The sequence below is a fragment of the Acinetobacter sp. CAU_H_S170_2 genome (assembly GCF_058890445.1).
In genome coordinates this window covers 321,444-347,116 of record NZ_JBZYAE010000001.1, presented here as the reverse complement: position 1 = coordinate 347,116, position 25,673 = coordinate 321,444, and the positions used below count along the sequence as shown (strand labels likewise).

30 protein-coding genes and 1 rRNA gene are annotated in these 25,673 nt (G+C 42.4%); 19 read left to right on the top strand and 12 right to left on the bottom strand.

All coding sequences use genetic code 11. From position 1 onward, the window contains the following. Nucleotide 1 precedes the first annotated feature (1 nt). The 3 genes from AC5EUN_RS01770 (at nucleotide 2) to AC5EUN_RS01760 (ending at nucleotide 4,276) form a co-directional block, all read left to right on the top strand. Nucleotides 2-1,993 (top strand): MacB family efflux pump subunit, encoded by a 1,992-nt coding sequence (locus AC5EUN_RS01770; RefSeq protein WP_078388513.1) that lies wholly within the window; start codon nucleotides 2-4, stop codon nucleotides 1,991-1,993. A gap of 9 nt (nucleotides 1,994-2,002) precedes the next feature. Then, the gene (locus AC5EUN_RS01765) at nucleotides 2,003-3,418 is read left to right on the top strand and encodes an efflux transporter outer membrane subunit (protein ID WP_078388514.1); all 1,416 of its coding nucleotides are present in this window, start codon (nucleotides 2,003-2,005) and stop codon (nucleotides 3,416-3,418) included. Nucleotides 3,419-4,012: 594 nt separating this feature from the next. Further along, a complete protein-coding gene (locus AC5EUN_RS01760; protein ID WP_078390218.1) occupies nucleotides 4,013-4,276 on the top strand; it encodes a hypothetical protein in 264 nt (87 codons plus the stop codon). A 23-nt stretch (nucleotides 4,277-4,299) separates the two neighbouring features. Here the strand turns inward: AC5EUN_RS01760 and AC5EUN_RS01755 are convergent, their stop codons facing one another. The 4 genes from AC5EUN_RS01755 to orn all read right to left on the bottom strand — a co-directional run bounded on the left by AC5EUN_RS01755 (nucleotide 4,300) and on the right by orn (nucleotide 7,870). Beyond that, nucleotides 4,300-5,328 carry an IS701 family transposase gene (locus AC5EUN_RS01755; protein ID WP_007116247.1) on the bottom strand — a complete coding sequence of 343 codons (1,029 nt, stop codon included), beginning with the start codon at nucleotides 5,326-5,328 and terminating at the stop codon, nucleotides 4,300-4,302. A 146-nt stretch (nucleotides 5,329-5,474) separates the two neighbouring features. Next, nucleotides 5,475-6,278, bottom strand: a complete 804-nt coding sequence (locus AC5EUN_RS01750; RefSeq protein WP_004697637.1) for an enoyl-ACP reductase FabI — start codon at nucleotides 6,276-6,278, stop codon at nucleotides 5,475-5,477. A 144-nt stretch (nucleotides 6,279-6,422) separates the two neighbouring features. Beyond that, nucleotides 6,423-7,157: a Bax inhibitor-1/YccA family protein gene (locus AC5EUN_RS01745; protein WP_004697636.1), complete on the bottom strand. Its 735-nt coding sequence runs from the start codon at nucleotides 7,155-7,157 to the stop codon at nucleotides 6,423-6,425. A gap of 158 nt (nucleotides 7,158-7,315) precedes the next feature. Further along, nucleotides 7,316-7,870 (bottom strand): oligoribonuclease, encoded by a 555-nt coding sequence (orn, locus tag AC5EUN_RS01740; protein WP_125274032.1) that lies wholly within the window; start codon nucleotides 7,868-7,870, stop codon nucleotides 7,316-7,318. 124 nt (nucleotides 7,871-7,994) lie between these two features. On the opposite strand from orn, the gene rsgA reads away from it, so the two are divergent. The 4 genes from rsgA to secB all read left to right on the top strand — a co-directional run bounded on the left by rsgA (nucleotide 7,995) and on the right by secB (nucleotide 10,309). Beyond that, a complete protein-coding gene (gene rsgA / locus AC5EUN_RS01735) occupies nucleotides 7,995-9,053 on the top strand; it encodes a ribosome small subunit-dependent GTPase A (protein WP_131230609.1) in 1,059 nt (352 codons plus the stop codon). A gap of 97 nt (nucleotides 9,054-9,150) precedes the next feature. Beyond that, complete coding sequence (locus AC5EUN_RS01730) at nucleotides 9,151-9,558, top strand: rhodanese-like domain-containing protein (RefSeq protein ID WP_004697633.1); 408 nt, start codon at nucleotides 9,151-9,153, stop codon at nucleotides 9,556-9,558. A 19-nt stretch (nucleotides 9,559-9,577) separates the two neighbouring features. After that, nucleotides 9,578-9,832 (top strand): glutaredoxin 3, encoded by a 255-nt coding sequence (grxC, locus tag AC5EUN_RS01725; protein WP_004697632.1) that lies wholly within the window; start codon nucleotides 9,578-9,580, stop codon nucleotides 9,830-9,832. Nucleotides 9,833-9,859: 27 nt separating this feature from the next. Beyond that, on the top strand, nucleotides 9,860-10,309 hold the full coding sequence (secB, locus tag AC5EUN_RS01720; RefSeq protein WP_004697631.1) for a protein-export chaperone SecB: 450 nt from the start codon (nucleotides 9,860-9,862) through the stop codon (nucleotides 10,307-10,309). Between the two features lie 60 nt (nucleotides 10,310-10,369). On the opposite strand, the gene AC5EUN_RS01715 is transcribed toward secB, so the two are convergent. Together AC5EUN_RS01715 and coaBC are read right to left on the bottom strand one after the other, a co-directional pair. Next, entirely contained in the window at nucleotides 10,370-10,759 is a 390-nt protein-coding gene (locus tag AC5EUN_RS01715) for a cytochrome b562 (protein WP_004983466.1), read from the bottom strand. A gap of 77 nt (nucleotides 10,760-10,836) precedes the next feature. Further along, nucleotides 10,837-12,111, bottom strand: a complete 1,275-nt coding sequence (gene coaBC, locus AC5EUN_RS01710; protein WP_094148278.1) for a bifunctional phosphopantothenoylcysteine decarboxylase/phosphopantothenate--cysteine ligase CoaBC — start codon at nucleotides 12,109-12,111, stop codon at nucleotides 10,837-10,839. Nucleotides 12,112-12,222: 111 nt separating this feature from the next. Here coaBC and radC point away from each other — a divergent pair, with 111 nt between their 5' ends. After that, nucleotides 12,223-12,915 (top strand): RadC family protein, encoded by a 693-nt coding sequence (gene radC, locus AC5EUN_RS01705; RefSeq protein WP_004697628.1) that lies wholly within the window; start codon nucleotides 12,223-12,225, stop codon nucleotides 12,913-12,915. A gap of 75 nt (nucleotides 12,916-12,990) precedes the next feature. Then, nucleotides 12,991-13,902 (top strand): bestrophin family protein, encoded by a 912-nt coding sequence (locus AC5EUN_RS01700; RefSeq protein ID WP_004697627.1) that lies wholly within the window; start codon nucleotides 12,991-12,993, stop codon nucleotides 13,900-13,902. A gap of 67 nt (nucleotides 13,903-13,969) precedes the next feature. Here AC5EUN_RS01700 and AC5EUN_RS01695 read toward each other — a convergent pair whose 3' ends face one another. Beyond that, nucleotides 13,970-14,821, bottom strand: a complete 852-nt coding sequence (locus AC5EUN_RS01695) for a PHP domain-containing protein (protein ID WP_131230613.1) — start codon at nucleotides 14,819-14,821, stop codon at nucleotides 13,970-13,972. A gap of 44 nt (nucleotides 14,822-14,865) precedes the next feature. Between AC5EUN_RS01695 and AC5EUN_RS01690 the strand changes: the two genes are divergently transcribed. Genes AC5EUN_RS01690 through mnmC form a run of 4 tightly spaced genes read left to right on the top strand, consistent with a single transcriptional unit; the run spans nucleotide 14,866 to nucleotide 18,264 of the window. Then, nucleotides 14,866-15,480, top strand: coding sequence for a septation protein IspZ (locus tag AC5EUN_RS01690; RefSeq protein ID WP_078390224.1), 615 nt, complete (start codon nucleotides 14,866-14,868; stop codon nucleotides 15,478-15,480). Between the two features lie 29 nt (nucleotides 15,481-15,509). Continuing rightward, entirely contained in the window at nucleotides 15,510-15,812 is a 303-nt protein-coding gene (locus AC5EUN_RS01685) for a YciI family protein (RefSeq protein ID WP_004697623.1), read from the top strand. 4 nt (nucleotides 15,813-15,816) lie between these two features. Further along, nucleotides 15,817-16,320, top strand: coding sequence for an SH3 domain-containing protein (locus tag AC5EUN_RS01680; RefSeq protein WP_131230615.1), 504 nt, complete (start codon nucleotides 15,817-15,819; stop codon nucleotides 16,318-16,320). A 30-nt stretch (nucleotides 16,321-16,350) separates the two neighbouring features. Next, nucleotides 16,351-18,264 (top strand): bifunctional tRNA (5-methylaminomethyl-2-thiouridine)(34)-methyltransferase MnmC2/FAD-dependent 5-carboxymethylaminomethyl-2-thiouridine(34) oxidoreductase MnmC1, encoded by a 1,914-nt coding sequence (gene mnmC / locus AC5EUN_RS01675; RefSeq protein ID WP_394854089.1) that lies wholly within the window; start codon nucleotides 16,351-16,353, stop codon nucleotides 18,262-18,264. A gap of 101 nt (nucleotides 18,265-18,365) precedes the next feature. Here the strand turns inward: mnmC and AC5EUN_RS01670 are convergent, their stop codons facing one another. Then, nucleotides 18,366-18,680, bottom strand: a complete 315-nt coding sequence (locus tag AC5EUN_RS01670; protein WP_004983438.1) for a rhodanese-like domain-containing protein — start codon at nucleotides 18,678-18,680, stop codon at nucleotides 18,366-18,368. Nucleotides 18,681-18,771: 91 nt separating this feature from the next. On the opposite strand from AC5EUN_RS01670, the gene AC5EUN_RS01665 reads away from it, so the two are divergent. From AC5EUN_RS01665 to AC5EUN_RS01655, 3 genes are all read left to right on the top strand, one after another. Next, nucleotides 18,772-19,260: a YajQ family cyclic di-GMP-binding protein gene (locus AC5EUN_RS01665; RefSeq protein ID WP_004697619.1), complete on the top strand. Its 489-nt coding sequence runs from the start codon at nucleotides 18,772-18,774 to the stop codon at nucleotides 19,258-19,260. A gap of 28 nt (nucleotides 19,261-19,288) precedes the next feature. Further along, nucleotides 19,289-19,789: a DUF4442 domain-containing protein gene (locus AC5EUN_RS01660; protein ID WP_131230619.1), complete on the top strand. Its 501-nt coding sequence runs from the start codon at nucleotides 19,289-19,291 to the stop codon at nucleotides 19,787-19,789. Between the two features lie 137 nt (nucleotides 19,790-19,926). Then, nucleotides 19,927-20,424: a nuclear transport factor 2 family protein gene (locus AC5EUN_RS01655; protein ID WP_159151797.1), complete on the top strand. Its 498-nt coding sequence runs from the start codon at nucleotides 19,927-19,929 to the stop codon at nucleotides 20,422-20,424. 74 nt (nucleotides 20,425-20,498) lie between these two features. Here the strand turns inward: AC5EUN_RS01655 and AC5EUN_RS01650 are convergent, their stop codons facing one another. Genes AC5EUN_RS01650 through AC5EUN_RS01640 form a run of 3 tightly spaced genes read right to left on the bottom strand, consistent with a single transcriptional unit; the run spans nucleotide 20,499 to nucleotide 22,270 of the window. Continuing rightward, nucleotides 20,499-20,921 (bottom strand): acyl-CoA thioesterase, encoded by a 423-nt coding sequence (locus AC5EUN_RS01650; RefSeq protein WP_004697616.1) that lies wholly within the window; start codon nucleotides 20,919-20,921, stop codon nucleotides 20,499-20,501. A 17-nt stretch (nucleotides 20,922-20,938) separates the two neighbouring features. Next, a complete protein-coding gene (gene trxC / locus AC5EUN_RS01645; protein ID WP_131230623.1) occupies nucleotides 20,939-21,373 on the bottom strand; it encodes a thioredoxin TrxC in 435 nt (144 codons plus the stop codon). Further along, nucleotides 21,374-22,270: an alpha/beta hydrolase gene (locus AC5EUN_RS01640; RefSeq protein WP_010327559.1), complete on the bottom strand. Its 897-nt coding sequence runs from the start codon at nucleotides 22,268-22,270 to the stop codon at nucleotides 21,374-21,376. A gap of 124 nt (nucleotides 22,271-22,394) precedes the next feature. On the opposite strand from AC5EUN_RS01640, the gene AC5EUN_RS01635 reads away from it, so the two are divergent. The 3 genes from AC5EUN_RS01635 (at nucleotide 22,395) to AC5EUN_RS01625 (ending at nucleotide 24,733) form a co-directional block, all read left to right on the top strand. Then, nucleotides 22,395-22,730, top strand: a complete 336-nt coding sequence (locus AC5EUN_RS01635; RefSeq protein WP_131230625.1) for a protein tyrosine phosphatase family protein — start codon at nucleotides 22,395-22,397, stop codon at nucleotides 22,728-22,730. Further along, nucleotides 22,723-23,148, top strand: a complete 426-nt coding sequence (locus AC5EUN_RS01630; protein ID WP_062031268.1) for a protein tyrosine phosphatase family protein — start codon at nucleotides 22,723-22,725, stop codon at nucleotides 23,146-23,148. The genes AC5EUN_RS01635 and AC5EUN_RS01630 overlap by 8 nt, the downstream gene beginning before the upstream one ends. 208 nt (nucleotides 23,149-23,356) lie before the next feature. Beyond that, nucleotides 23,357-24,733 (top strand): dihydrolipoyl dehydrogenase, encoded by a 1,377-nt coding sequence (locus AC5EUN_RS01625; protein ID WP_171503115.1) that lies wholly within the window; start codon nucleotides 23,357-23,359, stop codon nucleotides 24,731-24,733. A gap of 628 nt (nucleotides 24,734-25,361) precedes the next feature. Here AC5EUN_RS01625 and rrf read toward each other — a convergent pair. Next, nucleotides 25,362-25,476: ribosomal RNA gene (gene rrf / locus AC5EUN_RS01620) — 5S ribosomal RNA — on the bottom strand. Between the last annotated feature and the right edge of the window lie 197 nt (nucleotides 25,477-25,673).

Sequence of the window (25,673 nt, the reverse complement as noted above, 5' to 3'; positions counted from 1 at the left end):
CATGACCAAAAAAGCCTTGCTTGAAGTCAGCAATTTGGTGCGAGAGTTTCCAGCTGGCGAAAGTACTGTCCAAATTCTCAAAGGCATTGATCTGACCATTTACGAAGGTGAATTGGTTGCCATTGTCGGCCAGTCGGGTTCAGGTAAATCGACCCTGATGAATATTTTGGGCTGTCTCGACCGTCCAACCTCAGGAAGTTATCAGGTCAATGGCCGCGAAACAGGTAAACTCGAACCGGACCAATTGGCTGAATTACGTCGTGAGTATTTTGGTTTTATTTTCCAGCGTTACCATCTTCTTGGCGACTTAACCGCAGAAGGTAATGTTGAAGTACCTGCCGTTTATGCAGGTGCAACACCGTATGCGCGTAAACAACGTGCCACTGCTTTACTGACAGAATTAGGACTGGGTAATAAAACTCAAAACCGTCCGAGTCAACTTTCTGGGGGGCAGCAACAACGTGTCTCGATTGCACGTGCCTTGATGAATGGCGGTGATGTCATTCTCGCCGATGAACCGACAGGTGCCCTAGACTCGCATAGCGGCGTGGAAGTGATGAGGATTTTGCGTGAGTTAAATGCCGCAGGCCATACTATTATTTTGGTCACCCACGATATGCAAGTGGCGAAAAATGCCTCGCGGATTATCGAGATCAGTGATGGGCAAATCATTGCAGACCGTGTCAATCAACCTGAGCACGACACTGAACTGCATAGCGATCCTGATGCAGAAACTGCGATTTCTGCCCAACAAGAAAAAAATAAAAGTGTCTCCGCATGGCGTTCCCTACTCGACCGTTTAGGTGAAGCCTTTCGTATGGCACTTTTGTCGATGAATGCGCACCGCATGCGAACCTTTTTGACCATGCTTGGCATTATTATCGGGATTGCCTCCGTCGTGACAGTGGTGGCTTTAGGAAATGGATCACAACAACAGATTTTAAGTAACATCAGTAGTTTAGGAACTAACACCATTACGGTGTTCCAAGGGCGCGGTTTTGGTGATAACTCCAAAACCGCCAACTTTAAAACCCTTGTTCCTGCCGATGCTGAAGCGCTCGCCACCCAACCGTATGTGAGTGCGGTTAGTCCAATGGTGAGTTCATCCAAAACGATTCGCTATCAACAAAGTGAAGCCAATGCCACCATTAATGGTGTCGGTGGCGATTATTTCACAGTGAAAGGCCTGACCTTCAAAAATGGACAAACCTTTGACCAGCGAAGTGTCCGCGACCGTACCCAAGACGTAGTCATTGACACCAACACACAAAAACAGTTTTTTAGTGATGGTAGCAATCCAATTGGGCAAGTCGTACTTTTGGGCAGTGTTCCTGCACGAATTATTGGTGTCGTTGAGCCGCAAACCAGTGCTATGGGTTCCGATGATACGTTGAATGTATATATGCCCTACACCACTGTCATGAGTCGTATGCTCGGTCAGAGTAATGTGCGCAATATCGTGGTGCAAATCAATGATAAGTACTCCACCAGCGCGGCTGAAAACGCAATTGTGAACTTACTCACCTTGCGTCATGGTCAACAAGATGTGTTCACCATGAACAGTGACAGTATTCGCCAAACCATTGAAAAGACCACCAGTACCATGACCCTATTGGTCTCTGCAATTGCCGTTATTTCTTTGGTGGTGGGCGGTATAGGGGTAATGAATATTATGTTGGTCTCGGTCACCGAACGCACGCAAGAAATTGGGGTTCGGATGGCGGTTGGTGCGCGTCAAAGTGATATTTTGCAGCAGTTCCTGATTGAAGCCATTTTAGTCTGCCTGATTGGTGGGGTGTTAGGGGTATTGCTCTCGCTGGGTCTAGGACAAATCATTCAAAAATTTGCTGGGGGTAATTTTGGGGTTGCCTACTCAACCACGTCTATTATCGCCGCATTTGTATGCTCGACTTTAATTGGTGTGGTGTTTGGTTTCTTGCCTGCAAAAAATGCAGCCAAACTCGACCCTGTTGCAGCACTTGCCAGAGAATAAGGAAAAAATATGCCTTTTTTATTAACGCGCCTTTGTACCGCGATGCTGCTTGGCAGCACTTTGGTTGGCTGTGCAGCTGTGGTTAAAACCCCTTATCAAGCACCAGCAGTACAGACGCCGACTCAGTTTCAATACGACAAAGCAACCTCACAACAACGTCAACAAGCCCTGTATGCCGATCAATGGTGGACGTTATTTGGCGATGCACAACTCAATCAACTGGTCGATGCTGTGCTCGCAAAGAATGCCGATTTGGCCGTTGCAGGGATAACCTTAAAGCAAGCGCGCTTACAAGCAGAACTGGCTGAGAATCAGCAAAAAATTAGAGTGAGTTCAAGTACAGGTTTATCTACTGGACATAGTTTTAATTTAAATGATGGAAATGACACATCAAGCGGATTATCTGCCAAAACAGGACTCAGTTATGAAGTCGATTTATTTGGTAAATTGGCCCGTCAAACTGAAGCAAAGCGATGGGAAGCACTGGCAACTGAGCAAGATTTGCAAGCCACTGCTCAAAGCTTAATTGGCACCACGGCGAAGTTATATTGGCAGTTGGCCTATTATAATGAAAGTTGTACAACTGCCGAGCAAAGCCTTGCGACCTCACAAAAACTGTATGACTTGGTTAAAGTTCAGTATCAAGCTGGGGCTGTATCAGGACTGGACTTAACTCAAGCTGAACAGTCAGTACAAAGTCAAAAAGCCAGTCTGAGTCAAATTCAGCAAAGTTTGGTCGAGACCCGTACCGCAATTGCCGTGTTACTGCATATGCCTGTACAGCAGTTGAATATTGATGAACCTCAACGTTTACCACGCTTAGCTTTGCCAAGTATCGCAGCGGGCTTACCTGCCGACATTTTGTCGCGCCGTCCAGACTTAAAAGCAGCTGAGCTACGTTTACGAGAGAGTTTAGCGACCAAAGATGCCACCACGGCGAGCTATTATCCTTCGATCAGTTTGACTGGGAATCTTGGTTCAAGCAGTACCTCGCTAACGCAACTGCTCAAGAACCCAGCCCTCACCTTAGGCGCAAGTTTAAGTCTGCCGTTCTTACAATATAACGACATGAAACGTGACCTTGCGATTAGTCAATTGGACTATGAAAAAGCTATCGTGCAATATCGTCAGACCTTGTATCAAGCTTTTGCCGATGTAGAAAATGGATTGTCAGCACGTACTGAACTCAGTCAACAGGTACAATTGCAACAACGCAATTTGGAGCTTGCTGAAAAGGTAGAACGCCTGACTCAAGTGCGTTATCGCTATGGTGCCGTAGCTTTAAAAACCTTATTGGATCAACAAGAAACCACGCGTACTGCACGCTTAACATTGGTCAATACCAAACAGAGTCAGTACAACGCCTATGTGACGTTGATGCAAGCCTTGGGTGGAAGTCCTGTAAAAGAACTACCAAAACAATAGTCCTAGCGCTATTGTTTTGTTCTCTTATTCTTTCACCAGATCTGGATTATTCTGGATCTGGTGAATACGTTTAATCTTATCTTGATCATCAAAAACAACTTCATACGAAAGTTGCTGACCATTAAAATAAATCTCAGATAAACTAATAATATAACTAATCAAGAAACTGAGTATCAGATTGAAATTAGAAACTGTTGTATTTCACATATTTTATGTTTTGACGTAAATATTACTGGTTCATATACTGATAAAAAATAATTTTAAGATCAATTGGTTATATGGTGATGTACTATATAACAGTAATTACATACTTAAGGGATCGATAGCAGAAATTTTGTGTTTATCTAGCCTAGGTGTAACTTTATCTGAAGAAATGAAAAATGCTATTTTAGGTTGTTATCCATATTCTGAAAAAGTAGCAGGTAGAACAATCGAGTTAATTGTAGAAAATTGGGAAGATCATAAGTTTAATGGGTTTGATCTTAAACTTATAATATCAATACCCAGAGCAAGATTAACCTAGTAAGCACATTAATTAGAAGAAACACAAACCTAGGCCTATTATATGAAAGTTCTGTGCAAAAGGGGTTTTAAATGGCTGAGGAAAAAATGGTAGAAGTCTTTATTCCTGCGCTGGTGACATTGCTTGTCAGGGCAGAAGAAATTGCTAAAAGGCCACTTTCAAAAGAAGAAATATTACGAATCCGAGATAATGCCACAGTTATTATGACTCCGTTGTCAGCTATGCCTGCTCTATTGAAGAGCCGTGGCTACTATGATCTTTATGCTCCTGAGGCATGGGAGCAATGGCAACTTTATCGTGAAGGTGAACTTGATCTAAGTGTTCCAGAAAATTAAAACAGATTAGGACTTACGCACTATTATTTATAGATTCTCTGTGGTAGCAGATGATTTTTATCGAGAATAAAGTCATCAATGAAGTTTTTGATAACTGGTCTAAATAATTTCTTCTGCCAACGATATACATTTTCAAAGATCCGCTCAAACTGGTTCTTTTGTATCTCGACGTAGGCCATCAAGGCTGAAAAAATATGATTCAAAATCAGTTTAGATCGTCTTACTTGAAACTTTTCAATATGACAAACCTGTTTAATCACCCGGTGATATTGCTCTATTTTCCAATGACTTGAATGTAATTCATGAAAACCCTCAAAGGACAATAAATCATCTTCATCTTGATGCACAATATAAAACCTCTGCTGTTCTTTTAACTGAGTCTTAAATAATTGTACAAAGCCAAAATCTTTGAGCCAGACCACTTGACCCTGATGGAAATTTGGCAATAAACGCAGTTGAAACCATTGTCCTTTTTCTGGGGAAACCTTACGGTTACAGTCGATACCAAACATAAATCGAATACCATATTTTCTTATGGTTTTTAGATTTCCAGTCGATGAATACCAACTATCACCTGTAATAAATTGAATCTTTGCACCCCAACTGAGTACTTCACTTAACATATCCATAAAGTAATCATTCTTGGTTTTACTTTCAGATTTGTCATAAATTCGGAAATTAATTGGAATATTTTGACCATTCTGATCTGTCGCATACAAGGTAATGAGATTAATACCCTTGACGGATCGGTGGTGTTTGCCTGACCAAAAATAGCTAACCAAGTCCATATGTTGACTATAGGGTTTATCTAAAACAGTATCATCAATACTGACTATAAGTTTATTATTATCAATATGTTGAATTGCTTCTTGATATAGGTCGTGAGGTGTGTAGTCTTCACGTTCTAGAAAGCGATTTACACTATCATGCGAGATGTTATAAGTCTCGGCAAGTTGTGTGCAGCTAATAGAGTTCGGTTCTGTCATGAGAAAGCCCATATAAATGGGTAATGTACAAGTTGCTGTAGAAGCATGTTTAATTCGTCTGATCACAGATACTTTATAAAGTATTTTAATACTTTTTTGAATCCGTCAATGCGTAAGTCCTACAGATAAAGTACCCTTATCATTTGTCAAATTTCACGTCAAAACAAAGCCGCTATCAAAGCGGCTTTATCAAATAATTTGAATCAATCTAATTAGTCATCGAGCATCAAGTCTGGGCTCATCCCCACAGTATTGAAACCTGCATCGACATACATGATTTCACCCGTAATACCATTTGCCCAAGGTGAGCAAAGGAATAATGCAGCATTACCCACATCTTCAATGGTCACATTACGTTTAAGTGGTGAAATTTTTTCGTTTACGTCTAACATTTTGCGGAACGATTTAATACCAGATGCCGCCAAAGTACGGATTGGGCCTGCTGAAATCGCATTCACACGAATCCCTTCTGCACCTAAGCTTGAAGCCAAATAACGTACACCCGCTTCTAATGATGCCTTCGCCATACCCATCACGTTGTAGTTTGGCATCACACGCTCAGAACCTTGGTAAGTCAAGGTCAACAAGCACCCTTGACGAACTAAAAGTAATGGCTTCGCAGCACGCGCCATAGCAATAAAGCTATATGCACTGATGTCATGTGCCACTTTAAAACCATCACGATCAGTTACATCGGTAAAGTCACCATCCAATGTATGCGCAGGCGCAAAACCAATCGAATGCACCACACCATCTAAACCATCCCAATGTTTTGCCAATTCAACAAAAGTTTGTTCAATTTCAGCATCGACAGCCACATCACATGGTAGAACAATCGTTGAGCCAAATTGTGCTGCAAATTCATCTACACGTTTTTTCAGTTTTTCATTTGGATAGGTAAACGCAAGTTCCGCGCCTTCACGGTGAAGTGCTTGAGCAATACCAAATGCGATTGATAATTTACTTGCAATACCTGCTACTAAAAAACGCTTTCCAGCCAATAGTCCTTGTGCCATGTGACTCTCACTCAAAATAATTTATCTGCATAATGCCAAGTTTAAGTTGAAACCGAAATTGCATAATGCGCCTTTTTTCAATTCATCAACATTCAATAACAAATACGCCCCGATGAAGGGGCGTATTTGTTAAAACTAACGAGATTAGTCGTCGCCACGCAGCATACTGAGTAGACGTAGGAATGAATAGTACATCCACACCAAAGTTGCTAGTAGCGCAATACCACACAGCCACTCCATCGCTTTCGGAGCGTGTTGTGCCGCAGCACTTTCAATCAAATCAAAATCTAGAATTAAGTTCAGTGATGCAATCACTGCAACAAAAGCGGCAAAACCTAGGCCTAATAAGTTGTTTTCAAATAAAAATGGAATGCTTGAACCAAAAGCCAAACGCATAACCATCTGCACTACAAACACAATCGCGATGGCAATTGATGCCGACATCACTACCGATTTGAATTTTTCAGTGGCACGAATAATTTGAAAACGATACAAACCAAACATCACTAAAGTGGTGACAAAAGTTGCCAACAGCGCTTGTAAAGGGACACCCGGATATTTCAATTGGAAGATAACCGACACCCCACCTAAAAAAGCACCTTCAAACAAGGCATATGGAATGGCAAGGGTACGTGCGGTATTTGGTTTAAAAGTTGCAATCAGGCCTAAAATTAGACCACCAATCGCACCGACTAAGGTTGCAGCATAGGCCAGCGAAATATTTAAGGTCATAAAACAGTATAAAAACAGTGCCATACCGACCACAGCCGCAATCACTGTAAGTAATACAGACTTCTGAATAGCACCTTGAACAGTCATTGGTTGACTATAGTCCGCATGTGTTTCCACGCGGTTCAAAATAGGGTTATTACTTTGCATAACTCAACTCTTTGTTATAATTTAATTAATTTACTTTATCATAAAGCGTGTTTTAAACTTGTATAGCAAAAAAGTGTTTCTTTTTTCTACACAAACACCCTCAGCTCTATTCTATTCGATTTCAATAAAAAAGAGGCTAGCGCCTCTTTCTGTAATACTTATTTATTCATAATAAAAAAGTATTCACGATAATACTTCAGTTCCGCAATCGAATCACGAATGTCATCCATTGCTAAGTGTGAAGCATTCTTTTTCAAGCCACTCATAATTTCTGGACGCCAGCGTTTAGCCAACTCTTTTACCGAAGACACGTCTAAATTACGGTAGTGGAAATATTGTTCCATTTCAGGCATTAAACGGTGTAAAAAACGGCGGTCTTGGCAGATTGAATTGCCACACATCGGTGAGCTTTTTGGATTGACCCATTTCTTTAGAAATTCTAAAGTTTGCTGCTCCGCATCTTGCGCCGTCAATTTACTGCGACGTACACGTTCAATTAAGCCTGATTGACCATGTTGGCGGGTGTTCCACTCATCCATTGCATTCAGCACACGGTCTGGCTGATGTATAGCAAGCACAGGCCCTTCAGCTAAAATATTTAAGTTATCATCCGTCACAATTGTAGCAACTTCAATAATTTGGTCATTATCAGTATCGAGACCTGTCATTTCAAGGTCAATCCAAATCAAACGCGTATCAGCGGTGCTGCTCATAAATGTGCAATCTTATTCGGCTTAAAAACGATGATAGTAGCAAATTAATTGCTTCGATGCTGTAACTGATACCCTGCTTCGTGCTATTTTTGCCATCTTGAATTCATGGTTTTTTAGGATATGAATGGCTTTAATTCGTAAACGTCGTTTAACTGAACAGCAACAACGTCGCATTCAGAAACAACAGCAAACACGTCAAGATGATATCGACACTTCAAATGATTTAGAAGGCTTGGTGGTACAACACTACGGCCGTCAGCTTGAAGTGCAAGCCCTTACGACTCCAGATCCACATCCCATCAAACCGACAGTACAAGAAGGTGAACCTGAACCGTTTTGGAAACCGATTGAACTGGGCAGCATTTGGCGCTGTCACACACGCACCAACCTCGAACTACTGGTCACAGGTGATCGTGTCAAATGGCAAGCCGACCCAAATACGGGGCTGGGGATCATCAATGCCATACAGCCACGCCAGTCACTACTGACTCGTCCAGACCGTTACCATAAAGTGAAACCTGTCGCGGCCAATATCAGCCTGATTGTGATTGTGTTTGCGCCACTGCCTGAGCCTGCACCAGGTCTAATTGACCGTTATTTGGTGGCCTGTGCCGATGCCAATATTCCAGCACTTTTGGTGCTGAATAAAACCGATTTGCTCAAAGACAATGACCCGATTTTAGCGTTGATTGCGGAATATCAAGCCTTAGGCTATGAAGTGATGCAAACCCAAGCCGATGGTGACTTAACAGCACTGACTCAGCGTTTAAAAAATGAAACTGTGGCTTTTGTTGGCCAGTCTGGTGTTGGTAAAAGCACTTTAATTAATGCCATCGTGCCTGATGCTGCGCAGAAAACCAATGTGATTTCTGAAAATTCAGCCTTAGGGCAGCACACCACGACCTCTACCCGTTTGATTGGCTTTGGCGAAGGCGCCTCGCTGATTGACTCACCGGGAATTCGTGAGTTTGGTTTATGGCACTTAGATGCGGACAAAGTGCAACGCGGCTTTCCTGAAATTGAAAACTTGTTGGGCTACTGTCAGTTCCGTAACTGCACCCATAAACATGAAAAACAATGTGCTTTACGCTTAGCTGCGGCAAATGGTGAAATTTTAACGCGCCGTTTAGACAGCTATTTACGTCTGATTGATGAAATTGCTGAAGCTCAGCAAAAAAATTAATTTTTATTCAACCTTAGCCCTTGAAGCGGTGATTTTGATCACCATATTTTATAAGCTATACTCTCTAGCAATTTTTGAATTGTAATTTAGGTGACTTGTGGAACGTTGGTTCGAGTTTATGGGGAATCACCCCTTCTTATTTGGAACACTTGCGGTATTGGTTGTTTTGTTTTTCGTACTTGAAGGACAACGCAATGGTCGCAAAATTTCACCACAATCTTTAGGTATTTTAGTGAAAGCTAAAAATGCCATGTTGATTGACTTACGTGATGCCAAAGATTTCCGTGAAGGTCATATCAGTGGAAGTCGCAACATTCCCTACAGCCAAATTACAAAACATGCTGAAGAGTTAAAAGCTGCAGATCGTCCACTCGTCTTCATCTGTAATTTAGGCCAAGTGGCAGGTACTGCTTTACAACAAGTTGCACATACTGACAGCTATCGTTTAGATGGCGGGATTAGCAACTGGAAGGCTCAAGGCTTACCACTGGTTAAAGCTAAATAATTTGCACAAGGAGAAACTCATGGCTCAAGTCACTATTTACTCAACGACTGTATGTCCATATTGCGTTCGCGCAAAGCAGCTCCTTGAGCGTAAAGGCGTTGAATATAAAGAAATTAATTTATCTAAAGAAGCGCCAGAAGTCCGCATTGAATTGATGCAACGCACCAATCACCGTACGGTTCCACAAATTTTTATTGATGACCAATTTATTGGTGGTTTTGATCAGCTTTATGCTTTAGAGCGTGAAGGCAAACTCGACCAACTATTGGCATAATTAGCTCAGCATATTAAGGATTAGAAAATGAGTGAAGCTCAACCACAACTTGCTTTAGAACGTATTTACACAAAAGATATTTCTTTTGAAGTCCCTGGGGCGCAAGTTTTTACCAAAGAATGGCAACCAGAGTTGAACATCAACTTGTCATCTTCTGCTGAAAAAGTTGATCCAACTCACTACGAAGTTTCACTTAAAGTGGTTGTACAAGCAAACAATGCAGGCGACACGGCGTTTATTGTCGATGTTACTCAAGCGGGTATTTTCCTTGTAGATGGTGTTGAAGAAGAACGTCTTCCGTACATCTTAGGTGCATATTGCCCAAACATCTTGTTCCCGTTCCTTCGTGAAGCGGTGAATGATATGGTGACTAAAGGCAGTTTCCCACAATTGTTACTTACACCAATTAACTTTGATGCTGAGTTCGAAGCAAATATGCAGCGTGCTCAAGCAGCCGCTGTTGAAGGTCAAGCTTAAAACTTTAAGCTCTTCATACATAAAAAAGACCGCTTTTGCGGTCTTTTTTATTGTACTGAATTATTTAAATGCTTTATGGCCTTGCTGCTTAATAGCCTCAAACTTGGCTGAACTTTGTTTAGCTTCTGCAAGTTTCCCAGCATGTACCAAATGCTGAGCATGTTCAATTTCTTCGGTTAATGCATCAAACTTTTGTTCATATTGTTTCACTTTAACACTGTCTTTTGGTTGTTTCACCAAAGTGTCAGGTTTGTTTTGCTTGGCAGTTGCCGCAGCTTTTTGCATTTCAGTTAATGCGGTATTCGCCTCTGCGGCAGTCTTGGCTTGAGCAAAAGCTTTTGAGTTTTTCGCCAAAGATTTCATCGCACTTTCTAGCACTTCCGACGCTTGTGCAAGTCCTGCCAAACATAAACCACTGCTCAACAGCACAACCTTTAATAATGTTTTCATTCTTATTCCTATGAGTTTGCAAAAAAAATGCAGCCTAAGGCTGCATTGAATATCGCAAAAATGAAGACCGATGTAAATTAAAAATCATCATCACTTTCAGGGTCTCGATGTAAAGCATCGTGAATCGCTTCAACCAACTGTAAAGCAATTTCTTGTTTCGACGCTTTTTCCAAATCGCGCTTTTCCATTTTATAGCTTTCTGCAAAAAAGACCGTCATCGCATTTTCATCAGAAGCAAAACCAATATCAGGACGTGACACATCATTACAGGCAATCATATCGAGCTTTTTCGCGACCAATTTACCTGCGGCATATTCCTCGACATTACGTGTTTCTGCTGCGAAACCCACCATGAACGGGCGTTTATCTTGCTGTGCAATAGTCGCCACAATATCAGGGTTTTTGATTAAAGAAACATTGAGCTCGTCCCCTGCTTTCTTAATCTTATGCTCTGCGACTTCTGCAACACGATAGTCCGCGACAGCGGCAGTCGCGATAAACACATCACAGCCTTCATCTAACATTTGCATGCTGGTATCCAGCATTTTCATGGCAGATGAAACATTGATTCGGCGTACACCGTTCGGTGTGTCTAAGCTGACAGGACCTGCAATTAAAGTCACTTTGGCTCCTGCCGCATAACATGCAGCAGCAATGGCAAAACCCATTTTTCCGGTACTGTGGTTGGAAATATAACGCACAGGATCAATCGCTTCACGCGTTGGCCCAGCAGTAATGGTGACTTTTTTACCCGCCAACATCCCAAATTTTTCAGCCATGGCACGCTGCGCTTTATGGAAGTATTCTGTCACTTGATGGGCCAAATCCTCAGGCTCAGGCATACGGCCTAAACCGACATCACCACAAGCTTGCGCACCCGCATCTGGCATGATCACATGCACGCCATCCTCCACCAAAGTCGCTAAATTACGCTGCGTCGCTTTTGCTGCCCACATTTGTTGGTTCATGGCTGGTGCGACCCATACAGGGGCTTTGGTGGCTAAATATAAAGTAGAAAGCAGGTCATCGGCTAAACCCGCAGCAAACTTTGCAATGGTGTTGCAACTGGCAGGCGCAACCAAGAGTAAGTCTGCCCAACGTGCTAGCTCAATATGCCCCATGCCCGCTTCGGCTTCAGGGTTGAGAAGTTCTGTATGGACGGGGTTGCCCGACAAAGCTTGAAAAGTTAGCGGCGTAATAAAAGCCTGTGCACCTTCGGTCATCACCACACGGACTTGAAAACCCGCATCTTTTAAACGGCGAACCAAAATGGCACTTTTATAGGCAGCAATACCACCCGTAACAGCTAAAAGGATATTTTTATTTGGAATTACACTGAGATCAAAGCTCACGAACAGGCTACCTTTCTGTTGCAGTGGCGCTCACAATAGCATTAAATAGTCTCGTACCCAATCATCGATTGGGCCCTGTTTCTCAGATTAAGAATAAAAAAGTATTAAATAATGCACTTATCCATAAAAAAATGGCCCGAACAAGAGCGGCCACGTGAACGCTTATTACAACAAGGACCAGCCAGCCTCTCCGATGCAGAACTGCTGGCTATTTTCATCCGCTCGGGTTCAACACAACATTCTGCAGTCGAATTGGCACGTCTTTTGTTGCAACATTTTGGTAGTCTGAATGCGGTTTTTGATGCTGAACTGCCCGAGCTCAGCCAATTTCACGGCATTGGCCCGACCAAGTATTCACAATTAATGGCCGTCAAAGAATTGGGGCGACGCTACAGTAGCCAGCAGCTCAAGCAACACAAGTTGGAACTCAATCATTCAGCTCAACTGCTCAAATTTTTACAGTATGAGTTTTCAGGCGAAAACCAAGAAGTCTTTGCGGTGCTCTGCTTGGATGCACATTTAAGAAAAATAAACTTTAAAAAATTGTTCTTTGGTGCAGTAAATTCTTGTGAAATTTCGATCAATCAATTGCTACGTTATTGTATTGCTCAACATGCTACCTTTATCGTGATTGCCCATAATCATCCACTTGGGAAAGCTCAGCCCTCCACAGCGGACATCGAACTGACCGAGCGCATTCTTCAAGCCAGTCAGCTCGTGGATATTCAACTGATTGATCATTTCATTTTATCGCCCGAAGGTGCTTTTTCTTTTGCTGAACACAGCCTGATCCAATCCGTTTAAATATGCAGACAAATGATTGACAAATACCGCGACAAATATGAAGATCAAGCAAAATTTTAAAAGAATTCTAATCACATGATTGTGCGTGATCAGCCAAGTATTTTTAAGGTGCTTTTTTCATGGCGTGGCACCATTCTTCCCAAAGTTTTACCCCCTTTGGGTGTGGTCATGTTGGTCTCTGCCATTATTGGCATTTTGTCCTATGTCGGCTATTTCCACTTCCCTGAACTGCCCTTGGTCGGCTTCACCCTCATTGGGGTGGTACTTTCTATTTTCCTCGGCTTTAAAAATAGTGCCTGCTATGACCGTTGGTGGGAAGCGCGAAAGTTATGGGGCATTTTAATTGCTAACTCGCGGCACTTTGACCGTGACTGTCGTATCTTGACCCAAGGTCGTCGTGAACGTGTAATTCAACATGTGATTGTCTTTGCCAATGTCTTACGTGACCGTTTACGCCATCAAACAGCCAATCCAACAGAATTGGTGCAGACCAGTGGCTTAAGTCAAAATGCGCTGACTCAACTGTATCAACAAGCCAATGCCCCGCAGTATACGCTCAGCTTGATTCAATGGGAGTTGATGCAGGCATTAAAAGAAGGTGAAATTAGTGACATTGTCTATGCGCAGTTGAACCAGCACGTTGCTGACTTGAGTGTGGTGCAAACTGGTTGTGACCGTATTGCGACAACGCCGCTACCTTTTGCGTACTCGGTATTACTCAATCGTACGGTGTATTTTTTCTGTCTCATTTTACCGTTTAGCTTGGGTTCAACTTTGGGTATTTTCACCCCACTATTAGTTGGTGTGTTAGCCTATACTTTCTTAGGACTCGATGCTTTGAGCTCGGAAATTGAAGAACCTTTCGGAACGCAAAGTAATGACTTGCCGCTGGACTCGATGGTACGTACCATCGAAATTGAACTGCTTGGCACTTTAGGTAAACCGACTCCCCCTCCCATTCAAGCACAAGACAATAATCTACTCTAATCGAGCGCACGCTTACCTTCTCTTAGGCTATATAGCTCATGGAGAAGGTGGAAATGACCAGTGCTCTTTAGACAAAACTTTCCCAAATCCCCACTTGCCCGTCTTTGACTCTGGGAATATTGCCCAACTTAATCCACGGCATATTATCACCATGGAAGTCACTCCCGACCGATACTTTCAAACCATTCTCGGCAATCATCCGGTCCACCATTTGACGGGTAGATGTCGGTTCAACATTGGGCGGCAATTCAACCGCATCCCCACCAAACTGCGCAAATATTTCAATCAGATAACGAATGTTAGTCGCAGATAAGTCATATCGTGTCGGATGCGCCAATACGGCAAAACCACCACTGGCATGAATCACTTGAATGGTTTCTTCTAAGCCCAGCCCATCAAATTTCACGTAGGCTTTCTTACCTTCCTTAATATATTTATCAAACGCTTGTTGCGCACGACTCACATACTTTTTTTCAACCAAGGTCTTGGCAATATGGGTTCGAGTCACACGGTCAGGCATCTGTTCAACTTTCGCCAAAACATCGAGATAAATATCTTCACCAATCAGTGGAATCAACAAATCACAGATTTGCTTAGCCCGTCGCGCACGGATTTGTTTTTGCTGTTCAAGGCATTTTTGCAGTGGTTCTAAGTCTTGCATATTCAATGCAACCACATGTACACCATAGTTTTTCTGGGTTGAGGGTCTCGACCACTGACTCGAAATTTCTACCCCCGAAATAATACGCATCGCATGCGACTTTGCAGCCGACTCTGCCAACGCAAGACCATCCATGGTGTCATGGTCTGTCAAAGCCAAGGTGTGGATGCCTTTTTCCGCGGCAGCATCAACCAATTGCTTCGGTGTGAAAGTACCATCAGAAATATTGCTGTGAGTATGTAAATCTACGCCTTCCATCACTTATACTAGCTATTTATTTGAACAGATTTAGATACTCTAACATGAAAGCACTTTTAGACTTTGTGCCGCTGATAATTTTCTTTTATTTATATAAAACTGTAGATCCTAAAAATACTGATCACCCATTGCTCCAATTGATTGGTTCTGCTGGGGGTGTCGATAATAATAATATTCTTGTAGCGACCACAGGTTTGATTATTTCGATGCTAGTAGTTTACGGCGCACTGTTCTTCATGCAAAAGTTCCGTTTAGACAAACAACAGTGGATTGTGTTGTTTATGACGGTTATTTTCGGCGGTGTCACCTTAATGCTGTCGGATGACTTTTACATCAAACTCAAAGCGGCCTTACTGAATATTATTTTCTCAGGCGCTTTCTTACTTTCTCCTTATTTTGGCAAAGAACGCAAACCGCTGATCAAACGCTTGTTCGGCCCAATCTTCAATTTATCCGACTCGGGTTGGATAAATTTAAACTTTGCATGGGCTGCTATGTTTGCCCTCATGTCTTTTTTACACGTATTTTTCGCATTTTTATTTATGGACGGAAAATATTGGGGAGAATTCACGGCTTTTGGTGACATGATCGTGATGTTTTCCTTTATCATTATTCAGTTTATTGTATTGCGTAAATACTTTAAATCTTCTGAAGAGTAATTTAGCCAGAATATACATCGAGAACTCATATGCCGCTATTCGTCGTCACATGTACCGATCAAGAAGGTACAGTCGAAAAACGTCTTGCTACACGTCCAGAACATCTTGCTCGTTTACAAAAGCTCAATGATGAAGGTCGTTTAATTGTTGCAGGAGCGATGCCGAAAGATCCAAGTAATCCGCAAGCAGGCTTTTACGGTAGTACGATCATTGTTGATTTTGACTCACGTGAAGCACTCGATGTCTGGTTACAGGAAGAGCCATTCTTAAAAGCAGGGGTTTATCGTCAGATTGATGTTAAACCATTTAATAAAGCATTCCCTCAAGGATAAGGTCATGCGCGTTGTTGTCACAAGCTTATTGGGCTTATCTCTTCTTTCTTCTATGGCGTGGGCCGTTGAAACCGCTCCTGTCCCGAGTGTAGCCTCTGCTGTACCAGCAACGACTGCCGCACCTGTTCTGGTGCAAGGCAGTACGACTCAACCGAAAATCATTCCTGCAGTGGCCACAGTTAGCCCAACAGGTCAACCGCAAGAAGCCAAACCACTCACCGCTGAACAACTTGCTAAGAACAAAGCATTGCAAGATGCAAAAGTCAAAGCACTGGTCAAAGACCAAGCTTCACGTCTTGCACAATTGGAAAAAGCTAATCTTGATGCTTTAGCGCAAAACCAAGAGCTACAACTCAAAAATGACAGCCTCGGTGTACAAGTGCAAGTCTTACAAAGCGAACGCAGTGCGCAAATGTTCCTCTACGGCGCAGCGACCATCGCTGTTGGTGTATTACTAGGTTTCTTAATTGCCAGTTACGTTTATACCAAACGTCGTCGTCAGTGGTAAGCTAAGCCCTATTGAAAACAATAGGGTGCTGTGGTTGTGTCGCGTGCAATTCAAACTGCCGATTTAGAGTGGCAACAGATTGATGGCATAGATGTGCCAGTCTCAAAACAATTTGGCGATGTCTATTTTTCCAAAGACAATGGTCTACTCGAAACTCGCCATGTGTTTTTAAATGGCAATGATTTACCTGAGCGTCTGTCCAATCTTCAGCCCTTTGAATATTTTAGTGTTGGTGAAACAGGCTTTGGCACAGGGCTCAACATCTTGGCGCTTTGGCAACTTTGGCAACAGGTTCGCCCAAATAACCACAGCCACCTTCATGCCATTTCAGTTGAAAAATTTCCGCTGTCTAAAACGGATCTGATACGTGCACTCAATGTCTGGCCTGACCTCAAACCGATCGCCGATCAACTGATCGCACAGTACCCGCACCCAATTGCGGGTTGTCATCGCCTGAACTTCCCTGAGGAACGTTTTAGCCTTGACCTTTGGTTAGGCGATGCCCACGATGTTTTCCCCAGTATGGCAAAAACCAATAGCGTTAACGCATGGTTCCTCGATGGTTTCGCGCCTGCCTGTAACCCAGACATATGGGAAGAGCAAGTGCTGAATCACATCGTTCGCTTATCTGGTATTGGAACGACATTTTCTTCGTTTAGTGTCGCAGGCGTGCTCAAACGTGGTTTAACACAGCATGGTATTTCTATTTCACGTCCGCGCGGCTATAGGCATAAACGCGAAATGCTCAAAGCCATCTGGTTAGCTGCTGAGCCTAAAAACATATCAAACGCTGTCGATACCAAATCAATTTTGAATCAAAATCAACCTGATCAAGTACTACACGCTTTTAAGCAACGCCAAATTGCTATCATTGGCGCAGGGATTGCAGGTTTAACTAGCGCATGGGCCTTTGCTGAGCGCGGACACCAAGTCACGCTCTACGACCAATCTGAGCCACTTGCAGGAGGTTCAGGCAATCCGCTCGCCTTACTCAACCCAAAACTTTGTCCGATTGAACAAAGTCATGAACATTTAATGACTTTAGCTTGGCAACATGCTTTACAGCACTATCCCAAGTTTCAGGCTTTTCGCCCCATTCAAGTACATCAACTGGCGCTGAAAAAAGCCGAAGACTTACTCGATCTCGAACAACAATATCCTGCAGGTCTTATGACAGCCGAAACCGCTGCTGATTCTGCGTTAATTACTGAATATCCAAGTCTGAATCTAACTGAAGCTGGCGCTGTCTCACCACATCAACTCAAAGATCAAATCTTAGCGCATCCGCTCATTCAGTTCGTACAAGCCAACATTACTCAAATCCATCCAGAGCACAATGAACTTTTCAATGAGCAAACCCAATCTCTCGGTCAGTTTGATCACGTGATTGTCTGTTGTGCACGCCACACGGCTGCTTTCTTTGAGCAGTACCCTGTGCTGAAGCCCATTCGCGGACAAGTCAGTTGGGTGGAGAATACTGCACAACCTTTGGCCCTCGATCAAGCCTATAGCTATGGCGGCTACTGTATGCAGCTTGATGCTCAACAGTTCATTTTAGGTGCATCCTTCTATCCCAATCGGGATGACAACGATGTTTTGCTTGAAGACCATGTGCATAACTACGAGCTTATCCACAGTGTCTTTCCAGATTATGCACAATCGCTTCCTGATGTGAGGACTTGGCAAGGCCGTGCATCCGTTCGTGCGCAAAGTTTGGACTATTTTCCAGTCCTTGGAAAAATGTCTGAACAGACTGAAATTTATAGCTTTGCGGGCTTGGGCTCTAAAGGCTTTTTGTTTGCACCTTTATGTAGTGAAATTTTAGCGGCGCAGATACTGAAAGAGGCCTGCCCCGTTCCTGAGTCACTGCTACAAAAGCTCAGTCCGACCCGATTCCATAGAAAGCTCAAAGCCAAAAAGCCTTATTTTAAAGCGCAGTCTTAGTTCTGCTTATGACTCAAGTACAGCATATAGAGCTATAAATAGAGAAATGTAAATTTCTAAGACATTAAAAAAGCGCCTGACGGCGCTTTTTTTGCTTCTGCTTAATTACTTTGTTCTAAGGCTAAACCAGCATCACGAGCAGCACGGGTACCACCCATTAAAATCACATACTCACGCGCACTGTCAAAACCTTCGAGTAACTCTGCAGCACGTGGCGCTTTACTACCGCCACCACATAAAATGTAAATCGGTTGATCCGTCGACACTTGAGTAAGGCTCTGTGCTGAAAGTTCTGTGATTGGCTGATTAATCGCCCCTTTCACGTGTGCTTCAGCATAAGCACTTGAATCGCGTACATCCCAGATGATCGCATCCTCTGGGAACTCAAATGTTGTAATTTCTTGTTTACGGATCATTGCGCACTCCTTTGATGTAAACAACACTTGGCAAATGAAGAAAACATCCCTAGCATCTCAGATATTCTTTCCATTTGTAAAGGTTTAATCCATGCCATCTTTTGATATTGTTTCAGAATTAGAAATTTTTGAAGTAAATCATGCCGTTCAGAACACCCAAAAGGAAATCGCAACCCGTTTCGACTTCCGTGGTCAGGACGTTTCAATTGAACTCAATGAAAAAAACAAAGAAATCAAAATCTCAACTGAAAGTGATTTCCAGTGTGAACAAGTTTATACCATGTTAGAGAACCATTTCTTTAAGCGTAAAGTCGATATTCAAGCGCTTGATCCACAAAAAATGACTGCTTCAGGTAAAAATGTACTTCAAGTGGTGAAATTAAAAGACGGACTTGACTCAGATACCGCAAAAAAAATTAACAAGGCCATTAAAGAAAGCGGCATTAAAGTGCAATCTTCAATTCAAGGCGACAAAATTCGTGTGACTGATAAAAAGCGCGATACATTACAGCAAGTAATGACCTTTTTAAAAGAACAACAATTTGGTCTGCCTTTACAGTTCAATAACTTTAAAGACTAATACTCTTGTTTGATCATTTGAGGTAACTATGCCAAAGGCCAATCGCTTATCAAAACTTGTAAAAACCACGTCACGCTTGCCGAAAGCGTTGTGTACGCGATTATGGAGTCAAGCTTTTGGTCGCATAGTTCCCATGGTCGGCAGTGCCAATATTCGTTATTTGCAAGTCAGTCACAGCGAAGTCGTAGTCAAAATCGAAAATCACCGTGCCATGCAAAACCATATTGGTCAGCTGCATGCCTGTGCCATGGCCTTAATTGCTGAAACGGCAACAGGTTTTGTAACAGGGATGAATGTGCCTGATCATTGCATCGTTCTGATTAAAAGCATGCACGTTGACTTTAAACGTCCAAGTAAAGGTACCATGACAGCGACAGCCACCTTAACACCAGAACAGCAGCAGTTGATGCAAACCACCGCCAGAGGTGAAACTTTAGTTTCTGTGACAGTGATGGATGAATCGGGTGAAGCACCTGTTCAATGTGAAATGTTATGGGCATGGCTCGACAAAGCATCATTAAAAAAGTAAAAATGTAAATATAACTTACTGTTTAGTAAGTATAAAATTTACAACATTACGCTAAAGCTGCGACTAAAATTTACTATATCTTTACTTCGACTCAGCTCAAAATCATGCTACATAACATGAATATTTGAGCTGACTTGATGAAAAAAAGACTAATTTTAGCGACTGCCTTATTTTCTTTAGGGCTGGTGGCCTGCCAACAGCACAATCCCGCCAATACATTGGTTTCAACAACGCCGAATGACTATTCGACCCCTGCCCTGACCGAACAAAATAAAAAAATTGTAGTGGACTTCTATGAAGGGGTTTTTAGCAAACATCAGGTTCAAACCTATTCTGACCGCTATATTGGTACACAATACATTCAACATAATCCCTATGTGGCAGACGGCAAAGCACCTTTTGTAAACTACTTCACCCAGTACTTTAAAGAACATCCAGATGCAAAAAACACCATCAAACGTGTCGTAGTCGAAGGTGATTTGGTGGTGCTCCATGTACATTCCACTCAAAATGCACAAGATCGTGGTGAGGCCGTTGTCGATATTTTCCGCGTTGAACAAGGCAAAATTGTAGAACATTGGGATGTAATACAAAGCATTCCCGCGGAATCCGCCAATCGCAATACCATGTTTTAATCCACTGGACTGTATGGAATAGCAATAAAAAAGCCAGTGATTACACTGGCTTTTTTAGCAGACCGACTCAAATCTTAGTTGGATTGGCTCGCAAGAAACTTTTCTTTAACATCCGCTGGAATCTGACGCTTATTGCCTTTGACATCAACCGCAACAAAGGTAAATACACCTTCAGTCACACGTACAGGTGGACGTGAACTGTCATGACTATCCCACACTTCAATTTCCATCTGAATAGACGTATTGCCCACTTTTAACAGTTTGGTATAACAACTGATGACATCTCCGACTTTCACTGGGACTAAGAACGTCATCTGATTAATTGAAATCGTTGCACAGCGTCCCTTACTAAAACGCTCCGCGTGAATTGCACCCGCCAAATCCATTTGTGACACAATCCAACCACCAAAAACATCTCCACTCCAGTTGGTATCGGCTGGCATTGCAATTGTCTGAAGAGACAACATCCCTTCTGGTTTCACATGAATCTCTGACACGTTGACTCCAATTTTCGTTATGACTGGGCGGCTTGCAACTGTTGATCTAACCATTGTTGCAATTGTGGCGCACGAAGCGCACCGCTTATTCTAGCAATTTCGGTGGTTTTATTCATTAAAACTAAGGTCGGAATGCTGCGTACGTTAAACGCACTGCTCAAGCGCGGAGATTCTTCGGTATTAATTTTGGCAAAAATAACCTGCGGATTTTGCTTAGCCACTTCAGCAAAGTGCGGAGCCATCATTTTACATGGACCACACCACTCTGCCCATAAATCAATAAATACAGGCAAATCGCTATGGCTAATGAACTGGCTAAAATTCTGCTCATTCAATTCAATCGGTGCCGCAGGTAAAAGCGCTGCGTGGCATTGACCACAACTCGGATTAGCATTCAGCTTCTCTTCAGGGACACGATTTTTTGCCATACAGGTCGGACAGACGATAATCATTTAGTTGACTCCAATATGTTGATGTAAGAATTCTAATTGGGTCGAAATGGCTTTTTCAAACCAACTGGCATGATAAATATCAAAATGCTGCATCTCCCATTCATGATATTGAACAAAAGGGGCAATATTGGTAGCTGCTTCACGACTGGATTCAATCGGAATTAAACTATCATGCTTGGCGGCAATGAAAAGTACAGGAATATTAATTTGTCTGACATTTTGAATCGGACGATAACGAATTAAATTAAAAAATAATCGGGCAGGTATCTCACCACTCCAATAATAATCAGGATTAATAATCGAACGATAACCCAAATACGCATCTTGCGTCGGTAAAAAACATAACTCTCGTGGATTAACCACAGGTAAAGTGGTCGGGGACATCCCCACTTTCCCCCCCATATAATCTTGGCTGGACAGCTTTAACGCTTTCGGGAGTTGCTGTAACGGGTAAAGCTTGGCACTTTCAGCACCATCGACAAAAGGCACTTGCGCCATCACCGCCTGAACATTTTTGAACTCTGCAGCAATATCGAGTACATATCCACCGCTGAGTGCCGTCCCCCACAGCACGATCCGTCGACTATCGATCGACTTACGTTCTTTGAGGTGGTTAATCATGGTGCGCCAGTCTTCGAGCTGCTTTTTAATCGACACCAGCTCTCTTGGGCGCCCCGTACTCCCGCCCCAATAACGGTAGTCAAATAACACGACTGCATAACCCGCTTGTGCAAAACGCTGCGCAAATTGGATCAGTTTGAATTGGCGCAGCCCAGCCAAGCCATGGGCCATCACAATCACTGCTGGTTTTTCTTCGGTTTTCGGACGATAGAAATCCGCAGCAATGACCTCTTGGCCACTTTTGACATATAGCGGTTCAACGGTATAGGCGTGCATACCTGCTCCATTGCGTTATTTTATGGTTGTAATCGCTTATAAATATTTCAACAGCATAGGCTGAACTTTCAGCTTAATGCTATCATAAAGCATATCTTGATTAGTTTAATTTTGGAGTGACAGCATGAGCGAAAATGTAGGCTTTACAGGTCAAATTGGCCCAGAACATTTGGTTCAAGTGGTTGAAAAAGGGTTTAAATCTGTGATCAATAACCGCCCAGATATGGAAGGTGGCCCAGAACAACCGACCAGCGCTCAAATTGAAGAAGCAGCACGTGTTGCAGGGCTCGATTATGTCTATCAACCTGTCGTTGCAGGGCAAATCACAGAAATGGATGTACGCACTTTTGCCAATCATTTCAATGAGCTACCAAAACCTGTTTTAATGTTCTGTCGTACAGGCAATCGCTCAAACAACTTATACCAACTAGCGAAGCAAATGGACCTGTTAGATGACTAAACGGTTGTTTAAAAGTGTCATCTGCACTGCTCTGATTTTAACGAGCAGTGCATTGTGGGCGGCAACGAATAACCTGAGTCAAGCACTCAGCCCGCAGCTCAGCGTTTCAGGGGAAATGACCCAAGACAAGTTTCAACAGTTGATAAAACAAGGTTTTAAGTCGGTCATTGTCAACCGACCAGATCAAGAACAAGGTAATACCGTTCGCGTTGATCAACTACGTAATATTGCGGAACAGTCCAAAGTCAGCGTAATTTACCAACCGGTTACCAGCAGTAAAATTTCTGAAACAGACGTGGTCGAATTTGCTAAATATTATAATGAATTGCCCAAGCCTATTTTAATGGTCTGTAAGAGTGGTGCTCGCTCTAGTCTGCTGTTCAATCAGGCAAAACAACGAGGATTACTCCATGAATAAACTGTTGCTGCTTTTACTCTGCTGTACCTTAATGGCAGCATGTAGCTCAATGAATGTCCATCCTACCGTTGAGGTAAGCGTTGGCACTGGCTTATAAGTCAAATGAAAGTGAAGACGGCATCTAGTGCCGTTTTTTACAAAATATAATCATCTACAGCCCTGAATATGTTAACTATAGAGTATGTCTCGCTTAGATAAACGTTTGCTTATGTATGATCTGATTATTATTGGGGCTGGAACTGCGGGTATCGCAGCCTACCAGCAAGCCGTGAAGTCCACACAAAATCTATTAATCATTAATGATGGGCCATGGGACACCACTTGTGCACGTGTTGGCTGTATGCCATCAAAAGTCCTGATTTCTACAGCAAATCGCATGCACGATATACAACATGCGGATCGTGTCGGATTGCAAGTAGAGTCAAAAATAGACCGCAGTCAGGTAATGCAACACGTACAAAAACTCCGTGATCGCTTTACTCATAGTACCCTTAAAACCGTAGAGAGCTGGCCTGAGTCTCATAAAATACAGGGCCGTGCTCGCTTTGTCGATGAAAAAACGGTCGAAGTTAATGGGCAACACTACCAAGCCAAAAGCTTTATTTTAGCTGTAGGCTCCACACCTAGCTTTGACCCAGCATGGAAGAATGAACTCGGTGATCGACTCATCACCTCCGATCAAATCTTTGAACTTGATGCTTTGCCTAACTCCTTAGCCGTTATTGGAAGCGGCGTCATCGCGATTGAACTTGCGCAAGCCATGCAACGACTTGGCGTCAATACCACAGTCTTTGCACGTAGTCGTAAAGTCGGGATTCTGACTAGTCCAAAATTGCAACAGTTGGCACAAACAGAGATTAGCGCTGAACTTGAGATCAAATTCGAAGTTTTACCCACTGAAGTTAATTATACAAATGATCAAGTTGAAATTAGTTTTACTGAAAATAGTCAACCTAAAACACTCAATGTCGATTATTTACTGGTTGCCACTGGCCGAAGCAGCCTTTTAAATACTCTTCAACTCGAAAATATCAACACCTCATTCACAGACTTAAAACATTTACCTGTTGATTCTGATAGCAAACAACTTGCAGACTACCCGATTTTTATCATTGGCGATGCATATACTGATACTCCACTACAACATGAAGCCGCACACGAAGGTAAAGTTTCGGTCAAAAATGCATTGAACTTTCCCACTATAGAATCATGTAAAACCCTAACGCCTTTAGGTATCGTGTTTAGTAGCCCAGAAATGGCAATGGTTGGACAAAACTTTAAGCAACTACAAAGTGTACCTATCGATTTTGTCATCGGCGAAGTCTCTTATTCTAAACAAGGACGTGCATTAGTTCTGGGTAAAAACCATGGGGCCATCGAGGTATATGTGGATAAAAGCAGCCGAAAGTTGCTGGGTGCTGAATTACTCACAGACTCTACTGAACATTTGGCCCATTTACTGGCATGGATGATTTCAGAGCAACTGACCATCGATGAGATTTTGGAAAAACCATTTTATCACCCAACCCTTGAAGAAGGTTTAAGAACAGCATTAAAGCATGCACGCCGACAGTTGGATACGTAGGCTGCGAAATTTATGATTCATATTCTTTTAATAAGGTTTGCTGTGTGCAATTAAACGATTTCATCAACACTGTGCAGTGAACTATAAATCATTCGCGGCATACGTTGATTTAATTACAAGACACACACCTTATTAGATTAGCGGTAAAGTTCTTATTTTAGTGCGTAACTTAACTGATCTAAAACACATTAATAACCGTAATAAACCATGTGTTGTAATACATAAGTCAGTCATTCCTGATCCATTTTGGTTCATAAATGGCTATTCTCTTCAAATAATTGTTTACTTGGCAAATAATTCCATCATATTCTTGCTTTTGTTTAGAGAATAAATTTATTAAGATTATAGAAAGCATGCCAACAAAACAAGTTAAAGCACATCAAGAAAACTTAAAAGATGCTCTATAATCTCTTGTAAATAAGACATAAAAGCCAGCAAATACTGGCTTTTTAGCATTTAGACCCTTATAGATAGCTTATTTTCGGCTCTTTTCATCTGTTTACTTCTTCTTATTTTTCCCTATTAAATTTTAAAGGCTATGTTTTAGCCGCGTCTTCTTATTCTTCCCTAGTATTTCAGCATAAAAAAATCCCCCTAACTATTAAGTTAGGGGGATTTAGAATTAATGAGCTGGCGATGACTTACTCTCACATGGATAACTCCACACTACCATCAGCGCTAAGAGGTTTCACTTCTGAGTTCGGGAAGGGATCAGGTGGTTCACTCTTGCTATTGTCGCCAGCACAACTGTTTATGACTATTCGTTGGGTCTTATTTACACATTGTGTATGCCTAACTTTCATCAAATGAGTTATTAACAGGTATACTTGAGTTGATTTTAACATAAAGCATAGCTTTATGTCTTGCGCTCGGACAAACATAATTAATGTTTGTTTATTCCTCGCTCATGTATCTAGCTTTATAACTAAATCAAGTTGTT

Coding starts and splice junctions, on each gene's coding strand:
- AC5EUN_RS01665 (WP_004697619.1), top strand. CDS start 18,772: ATGCCATCTTTTGATATTGTTTCAGAATTAGAAATTTTTGAAGTAAAT.
- AC5EUN_RS01750 (WP_004697637.1), bottom strand. CDS start 6,278: ATGGCACAAGGACTATTGGCTGGAAAGCGTTTTTTAGTAGCAGGTATT.
- AC5EUN_RS01700 (WP_004697627.1), top strand. CDS start 12,991: ATGATTGTGCGTGATCAGCCAAGTATTTTTAAGGTGCTTTTTTCATGG.
- secB (WP_004697631.1), top strand. CDS start 9,860: ATGAGTGAAGCTCAACCACAACTTGCTTTAGAACGTATTTACACAAAA.
- AC5EUN_RS01770 (WP_078388513.1), top strand. CDS start 2: ATGACCAAAAAAGCCTTGCTTGAAGTCAGCAATTTGGTGCGAGAGTTT.
- trxC (WP_131230623.1), bottom strand. CDS start 21,373: ATGATTATCGTCTGTCCGACCTGTATGGCAAAAAATCGTGTCCCTGAA.
- AC5EUN_RS01670 (WP_004983438.1), bottom strand. CDS start 18,680: ATGATCCGTAAACAAGAAATTACAACATTTGAGTTCCCAGAGGATGCG.
- AC5EUN_RS01635 (WP_131230625.1), top strand. CDS start 22,395: ATGAGCGAAAATGTAGGCTTTACAGGTCAAATTGGCCCAGAACATTTG.
- orn (WP_125274032.1), bottom strand. CDS start 7,870: ATGAGCAGCACCGCTGATACGCGTTTGATTTGGATTGACCTTGAAATG.
- AC5EUN_RS01690 (WP_078390224.1), top strand. CDS start 14,866: ATGAAAGCACTTTTAGACTTTGTGCCGCTGATAATTTTCTTTTATTTA.
- AC5EUN_RS01760 (WP_078390218.1), top strand. CDS start 4,013: ATGGCTGAGGAAAAAATGGTAGAAGTCTTTATTCCTGCGCTGGTGACA.
- AC5EUN_RS01640 (WP_010327559.1), bottom strand. CDS start 22,270: ATGCACGCCTATACCGTTGAACCGCTATATGTCAAAAGTGGCCAAGAG.
- AC5EUN_RS01685 (WP_004697623.1), top strand. CDS start 15,510: ATGCCGCTATTCGTCGTCACATGTACCGATCAAGAAGGTACAGTCGAA.
- rsgA (WP_131230609.1), top strand. CDS start 7,995: ATGGCTTTAATTCGTAAACGTCGTTTAACTGAACAGCAACAACGTCGC.
- AC5EUN_RS01630 (WP_062031268.1), top strand. CDS start 22,723: ATGACTAAACGGTTGTTTAAAAGTGTCATCTGCACTGCTCTGATTTTA.
- AC5EUN_RS01660 (WP_131230619.1), top strand. CDS start 19,289: ATGCCAAAGGCCAATCGCTTATCAAAACTTGTAAAAACCACGTCACGC.
- radC (WP_004697628.1), top strand. CDS start 12,223: ATGCACTTATCCATAAAAAAATGGCCCGAACAAGAGCGGCCACGTGAA.
- AC5EUN_RS01625 (WP_171503115.1), top strand. CDS start 23,357: ATGTATGATCTGATTATTATTGGGGCTGGAACTGCGGGTATCGCAGCC.
- AC5EUN_RS01655 (WP_159151797.1), top strand. CDS start 19,927: ATGAAAAAAAGACTAATTTTAGCGACTGCCTTATTTTCTTTAGGGCTG.
- AC5EUN_RS01680 (WP_131230615.1), top strand. CDS start 15,817: ATGCGCGTTGTTGTCACAAGCTTATTGGGCTTATCTCTTCTTTCTTCT.
- AC5EUN_RS01695 (WP_131230613.1), bottom strand. CDS start 14,821: ATGGAAGGCGTAGATTTACATACTCACAGCAATATTTCTGATGGTACT.
- AC5EUN_RS01715 (WP_004983466.1), bottom strand. CDS start 10,759: ATGAAAACATTATTAAAGGTTGTGCTGTTGAGCAGTGGTTTATGTTTG.
- AC5EUN_RS01765 (WP_078388514.1), top strand. CDS start 2,003: ATGCCTTTTTTATTAACGCGCCTTTGTACCGCGATGCTGCTTGGCAGC.
- grxC (WP_004697632.1), top strand. CDS start 9,578: ATGGCTCAAGTCACTATTTACTCAACGACTGTATGTCCATATTGCGTT.
- AC5EUN_RS01745 (WP_004697636.1), bottom strand. CDS start 7,157: ATGCAAAGTAATAACCCTATTTTGAACCGCGTGGAAACACATGCGGAC.